This is a genomic window from Acidiphilium sp., assembly GCF_049977125.1.
GTDB lineage: Bacteria > Pseudomonadota > Alphaproteobacteria > Acetobacterales > Acetobacteraceae > Acidiphilium.
In genome coordinates this window covers 12,333-18,434 of sequence record NZ_JBMFGY010000063.1, presented here as the reverse complement: position 1 = coordinate 18,434, position 6,102 = coordinate 12,333, and the positions used below count along the sequence as shown (strand labels likewise).

Sequence of the window (6,102 nt, the reverse complement as noted above, 5' to 3'; positions counted from 1 at the left end):
CCGCCCCGGCTTCACGGACCCGCAATGTTCGGCTACCAGAGCGCCGAGACCCAGGTTGTTCAGGAGACCACATGATGATCAAATTAGGCGACAGGCTTCCGGCGATGAAGCTGATGACCCCCGGCGCCGACGGGCCGCAGGAAATCGACACTGGCGAACTCTTCGCCGGCAAGACAATCGTGATGTTCGCGGTGCCGGGTGCCTTCACCCCCACGTGCAGCGCGCGTCATCTCCCCGGTTTCGCCGAGCATTACGACGCGCTGAAGGCCAGGGGCGTCGATGACATCGTCTGTCTCGCGGTGAACGACGTGTTCGTCATGGGCGCCTGGGCCGCGAGCCAGAAGGACACCGCCCCGATCGTCTTCCTGGCCGATGGCTCGGCCATGTTCACCCGCGCGCTCGGCCTCGAACTCGATCTGGTCGCCCGTGGCCTCGGTGTCCGCAGCCAGCGTTTCGCGCTGATCGCCAAGGACGGCGTGGTCACCTATCTCGCGGTCGAGCAGGCCGGCGGGTTCGACGTCAGCCGCGCCGAGGCGATCCTGGAGGCGCTGCCCGCCTGACCGTCGCCGTGACCACGGCCGCCGGCCCGACGCTCTGTGTCGTCGTGCCCTGCTACAACGAGGCGCCGAACGTCGCCCCGATGATCGCCGCCCTCGATGCCGCCCTCGCCGGCATCGCCTGGGAAGTCGTCTTCGTCGATGATGACAGCCCCGACGGCACCGCCGATGCCGTCCGCCGCATCGCGCACGCCGACCCACGGGTGCGCTGCCTGCGCCGCATCGGCCGTCGCGGTCTGTCCTCGGCGGTGATCGAGGGCGCGCTCTCGACCTCGGCCGATTTCATCGCCGTGATCGATGGCGATCTGCAACACGATGAAACCCGATTGCCGCTGATGCTCGCCGCCGTGCAGCAAGGGGCCGACATCGCGGTCGGCAGCCGTCATGTCAGCGGCGGCGATGCCGCCGGCCTCGCCTCGCTCTGGCGCGAACGTCTCTCCGCCAGCGGCATCCGCCTCGCCCGGATTCTGGCACGCGCCCCGATCAACGATCCGATGAGCGGGTTCTTCCTGATCCGCCGCGCAAAATTCGAGGCGCTGGCCCACCGGCTGAACGGGCAGGGCTTCAAGATCCTGCTCGATCTGCTGCTCGCCTCGCCGCAACCGTTGCACATCGTCGAGGTGCCGTACCGGTTCCGTCCCCGCGCCGCCGGCGAGAGCAAGCTCGATATTCTGGTGCTGGTGCAATTCGCCGGGCTTCTGATCGACAACACCCTCGGCGGCGGACTGCCGCTCCGCTTCCTCGCCTTCGCTCTGGTCGGCGCCTTCGGCATGGTGGTCAACCTGATCGTCACCCTCCTCGCGCGCCGGGCCGGCATCGATTTCGGCACTGCCCAGGCGATCGGCACGATCATCGCCATGGTCGCGAATTTCGAAATGAACAACCGCCTGACCTATCGCACCATCCGCCTGCGCGGCGCCCGCTACTGGCGCGGCTTGGTGCTGTTCATGCTGGTCTGCGGCCTCGGCGCGATCGCCAATGTCGGCATCGCCCGCGCGCTCTATCACGCCAATACCGCGGGCATCGCGGCCAGCGCCGCCGGTTCAGCGATCGGCGTGGTCTGGAACTACGCCGTCTCCGCCACGCTGGTCTGGCGTGCCCGGTGACGCCGCGCACCCTGCTGATCCTGCTGGCCGGCCTCACGCTGATCCGCCTGATCGTGGCGGCGCTGGTGCCCCTCGCCCCGGATGAGGCGTATTACTGGCTGTGGTCGCTTCATCTGCAACCGGGCTATTTCGACGATTCACCGCTGATCGCCTGGTGGATCCGCGCCGGCACCAGCCTGTTCGGCGCGAGTCCGCTGGGCATCCGCCTGCTCTCACCGCTCGGCGCGGCGCTCGGTTCGGTGCTGCTCTGGCGCGCCGGCGAGGATTTGTTCCCTGGCCGCAACGCCGGCGTCACCGCCGCGATCCTGCTGAACGCAACACTTCTCCTCAACGTCGGCGCCGTCATCACCACACCCGACACACCACTCCTGCTGTGCTGGACCGCGACGATCGCCGCGGTCGCGCGCTGGTCCGCCACCGGCAACGATCGATGGTGGCTGGCGGCGGGCATCGCGGCCGGGCTGGCGCTCGATGCCAAATACACCGGCCTGCTGCTTCTCGTCGCGATCGGAGCCTGGCTGCTGATCACCACAGCGGGACGGGCCGCCCTGCGCCGGAAGCTGCCCTGGTTCGGCCTCGCCCTGTCCCTTGCGGTATTCGCGCCCGTCATCGGCTGGAACGCGTCGCATCGTTGGGTCAGTTTCCTCAAACAGGGCGGCCGCAGCACCCATCTCGACCTCGCCGCCGCGCCGGGTCACCTCATCGCTTTGATCGGTGGCCAGATCGGATTGGTCACGCCAGGGGTCATCGTCCTGATGAGCATCGGTGTCTGGGCAAGTCTGCGCGCGCCTGGCGCCCCGGCGAAGCTGGTGGCGCTGGTGGTCCTGGTGCCCGGCGCGGTGTTCGCCGAACATGTGCTCTCCGGCCCGGTGCAGCCGAACTGGCCGGCGATCATGATCCCCGGTGCCGCGCTGGCCGCGGCCGGTGCCGCGACGCGCCTCACCCGTCGCTTCCTGGTGCCGGCGGCCGCCCTGGGCGCCGTGATGTCCGCCGCCGTCTATCTCCAGGCGATCGCCGCCCCGATCCCGATCCCGGTGCATCGCGACCCGACCGCGCTGCAACTCGCCGGCTGGCATCATCTGGCCGCAGAGGTGATACATCTGGCAGCGGCGCGGCATGTCGCCATCATCGCCTCGCCCGATTACGGTGTGGTTGCCGAACTCGCCCACGATGCGCCGCAAACGGTCGCGGTTGCCGGATTGGGCGCGCGCTGGCAGTATTTCACCGATCCGCGCGTGATGCCGGGGCAGACCCTGCTGCTGATCGCGCCACTCTATCTGCCGCGACCCGCAGCGCCGGCCTTCACCGATGTCACGCCCCTCGGCCGGCTGACGCGCACGCGTGCCGGCGCGGTGGTTGCAACCTATGCCGTCTATGAGGTGACCTTCATGGGAACGTTACACAGCGCGATCATGCGGAGACCCCGCTGATGCATCAACCGACACCCGATGATGTCCAGCGCGCCCACCGGCTGATCGCGCCGCATATCGTGCGCACCCCCACCCTGCGCGTCCCCATGCTCGACGATCGCCTCGGCGCACAGGTGTTCATCAAGGCCGAACCGCTGCAACGCACGGGAAGCTTCAAGTTGCGCGGGGCGACCAACGCCCTGTTGACCCTGCCGCAAGCCGCGCGCAAGCGGGGTGTCGTGACCTATTCCTCCGGCAACCACGGCCAGGCGATCGCCTGCGCCGCCGCCGCCCTGGGCCTGCCCGCGACCGTTGTGATGCCGTCCGACGCACCGCTGATCAAGCGCGAGGCGACCGCACGCTGGGGTGCCGAGATCATTCCGTTCGACCGCCGCACCGCCGATCGCGCCGCGATCGCCCAGGCCGTCGCAGATCGCACCGGAGCCGCGCTGATCCCGCCGTTCGAGCATCCCGACGTGATCGCCGGGCAGGGTACGCTCGCGCTCGAACTGGTGGCGGATGCAGCGGCCACCGGGGCGACACTCGACCTCGTTCTGGTCTGCACCGGCGGCGGTGGCCTGACCGCCGGATGCGCGCTGGCGTTGCAGGCGGTCTCGCCGCAGACCCGGCTGATCGCCGTGGAACCCGAAGGCTGGGACGATACCGCCCGCTCGCTCGCAGCCGGTCACATCATCGGCAATGACGGCACCGGCTCGATGCTGTGCGATGCGCTGCTGGCAATGGCGCCGGGCGCGCTGACCTTCTCGATCAACCGCCAATGGCTGGCCGGCGCCGTCACGGTATCCGATGATGCGGTGATCGGGGCGATCGGTTTTGCCGTGCGTCATCTGAAGCTGGTCGTCGAGCCGGGCGGCGCGGTCGCACTGGCCGCTCTGCTGAATGGCGCGGTGCCGACCCGTGGCTTGCGGGTGGGCGTGATCCTGTCGGGCGGCAATATCGATCCTGATGTCCTGACCCGGGCGATAACCACCCAATCTTCTCGCCCCGATTAGTCGTTCGTTAACCCCGCCCCGCGATACTGCGCCGCAAAGGCGGTGCAAGGGCTATGGCTTCACGAAAAGCGAAAACAGGCAAGGCGGGTAATCAGGCAGTCAACCTCATTATCCGCAAGGAAGAAATTATCGAGGGTGGCCATCACGGTGGCGCCTGGAAAGTCGCCTATGCGGATTTCGTGACCGCGATGATGGCGTTCTTTCTGCTGATGTGGCTGATCAACGCCACGACCGAGGCGCAACGGGTCGGGCTTGCCGATTATTTCAGCCAGGCGAACGTGCTCAATCGCGGCGCGTCGGGCGAGGGTAAGCCGTTCGGCGGCAGCACCCCGTTCGATCATGGCGCACTCTCCTCCGATCTGGGCGCGGTGCGCGTCACGGTCGGGCATAATCCGGTATCGCCCGCCGTGCCGCATGTGCCGCAGGGCCGGCAGATCCGCCCCGTGACGGTGACCGGCACACAGCTCGCGAATGTTCCCGTGACCCAATCAGGCACCGATAAACCTGGCGCCGGCGCCGTGCCGAAACCTCAGCCGGCGATGGTTCAAGCTTCGGCGCAGGCTTCGGGCGGACTGGCCCCCGGCAATCTCGGTCATCGCCGTTTCGCCGCGGCCTCGCAGGCGATGAAGCAGGCGATCGCGTCCGATCCGGCGCTTCGGGTTCTATCGCACCAGATCAGCATTCAGGAAACGCCGCAGGGTCTGAAAATCCAGATCATGGATACCCATAAGCGGCCGATGTTTCTGCTCGGCTCAGCCGCCCCCAACCAAATGACGCGTGATCTGATCCGCAAGATTACGCCGATCCTGGCGAAACTCGGCGATCCGATCAAAATCTCCGGCTACACCGACGCGACCCCCTATCTGGAGCCCGGTCACAGCAACTGGGATCTGTCGGTCGATCGGGCCAACGCGACGCGGCAATTGATGGAGCAGTCAGGTCTGCCGAAACCCCTGATCAGCGCGGTTGCAGGCTATGCTGATCGTCACCTTCTGCTGCCCGAGCACCCGCGGGCGGCAGCCAATCGGCGGGTTGCCATTCTGGTCTTGCGACCAATGCCGTCCGATGGGGTCAAAACAGAGGGCGGTACGTCGCCATGACCCGCAATACGATGATCTGTTTGGATATTCCGGTGAGTTATGCTGACTTTGGGAGGCGTGGTCTTTCTACTCGTCTGTGTGTTTGGCGTCTTTATCGGTACCGGCGGCGCGATCGGGCCGCTGATGAAGTCGTTACCGCTGGAATTCGTCACGATCGGCGGGGCCGCGATTGGCACTTTCATCGCCGGCAATTCGATGCACGACATCAAGCACACCATGGGCGACTTCAAAAAAGTCATGAAAGGCAGTGCGTTCAAGAAATCCGACTACACCGATCTTCTGTGCATGTTGTTCTATCTGGTGCGGCTTGCCTCGACCAAGGGGGCGATGGCACTCGAGGCCCATATTGAAAGACCAGAGGAAAGCCCGGTTTTTCAGCATTTTCCGCGCATCCTGAAAAACCACCACGCCACCGCGATCGTGTGCGACTATCTGCGTATGGTCGGGATGAATGCGGACGATCCCTATCAGATCGAAGACATCATGGCGCGCGAACTGCGCAAAAACCTGAACGAGGAGCTGCACGGCGCGCATAATTTGCAGACCATGGCCGACGGCTTGCCCGCGCTCGGCATTGTGGCGGCGGTGTTGGGGGTGATTAAAACCATGGCGCATATCAGCCAGCCGCCCGCGGTTCTGGGAGAAATGATCGGCGAAGCCCTCACGGGGACGTTTCTCGGCGTGTTGCTGGCCTATGGTGTCGTCGCGCCGCTGTCGGTCAAAATGCGCGCCGTGGTCGAGGAGGATTCACGCTATTTCGAGGTCATTCGCGCCGTTCTGGTCGCACATCTCCACGGCAATGCGCCGCAGGTCAGCGTCGAGATCGGTCGAAAAATGGTGCCCAACATGCACATGCCCAGTTTTGCTGAACTCGAGGAATCGGTCCAGACGCTCAAAATCGGCGCGTGACGCCGGGC

At 66.1% G+C, this 6,102-nt stretch carries 6 protein-coding genes; all 6 read left to right on the top strand.

The window, feature by feature from the left end; translation table 11 throughout:
- The first annotated feature begins 74 nt into the window (after positions 1–74).
- The 6 genes from ACP5E6_RS10925 to motA are packed head-to-tail and all read left to right on the top strand — an operon-like array spanning position 75 to position 6,094.
- Positions 75–560, top strand: coding sequence for a peroxiredoxin (locus ACP5E6_RS10925; protein ID WP_427954272.1), 486 nt, complete (start codon positions 75–77; stop codon positions 558–560).
- Between the two features lie 8 nt (positions 561–568).
- Positions 569–1,663 carry a glycosyltransferase gene (locus ACP5E6_RS10920; RefSeq protein WP_427954271.1) on the top strand — a complete coding sequence of 365 codons (1,095 nt, stop codon included), beginning with the start codon at positions 569–571 and terminating at the stop codon, positions 1,661–1,663.
- Positions 1,660–3,093: a glycosyltransferase family 39 protein gene (locus ACP5E6_RS10915; RefSeq protein WP_427954270.1), complete on the top strand. Its 1,434-nt coding sequence runs from the start codon at positions 1,660–1,662 to the stop codon at positions 3,091–3,093. The genes ACP5E6_RS10920 and ACP5E6_RS10915 overlap by 4 nt, the downstream gene beginning before the upstream one ends.
- A complete protein-coding gene (locus ACP5E6_RS10910; RefSeq protein ID WP_427954269.1) occupies positions 3,093–4,085 on the top strand; it encodes a threonine ammonia-lyase in 993 nt (330 codons plus the stop codon). The genes ACP5E6_RS10915 and ACP5E6_RS10910 overlap by 1 nt, the downstream gene beginning before the upstream one ends.
- Before the next feature lie 53 nt (positions 4,086–4,138).
- Positions 4,139–5,185 carry a flagellar motor protein MotB gene (locus ACP5E6_RS10905; RefSeq protein WP_427954268.1) on the top strand — a complete coding sequence of 349 codons (1,047 nt, stop codon included), beginning with the start codon at positions 4,139–4,141 and terminating at the stop codon, positions 5,183–5,185.
- Positions 5,186–5,224: 39 nt separating this feature from the next.
- The gene (gene motA / locus ACP5E6_RS10900) at positions 5,225–6,094 is read left to right on the top strand and encodes a flagellar motor stator protein MotA (RefSeq protein WP_427954267.1); all 870 of its coding nucleotides are present in this window, start codon (positions 5,225–5,227) and stop codon (positions 6,092–6,094) included.
- Positions 6,095–6,102 lie beyond the last annotated feature (8 nt).

Bases quoted from the DNA above. Each gene is read 5' to 3' on its own strand.
- ACP5E6_RS10925 (WP_427954272.1), top strand. From the start codon at position 75: ATGATCAAATTAGGCGACAGGCTTCCGGCGATGAAGCTGATGACCCCC.
- ACP5E6_RS10910 (WP_427954269.1), top strand. From the start codon at position 3,093: ATGCATCAACCGACACCCGATGATGTCCAGCGCGCCCACCGGCTGATC.
- ACP5E6_RS10905 (WP_427954268.1), top strand. From the start codon at position 4,139: ATGGCTTCACGAAAAGCGAAAACAGGCAAGGCGGGTAATCAGGCAGTC.
- motA (WP_427954267.1), top strand. From the start codon at position 5,225: ATGCTGACTTTGGGAGGCGTGGTCTTTCTACTCGTCTGTGTGTTTGGC.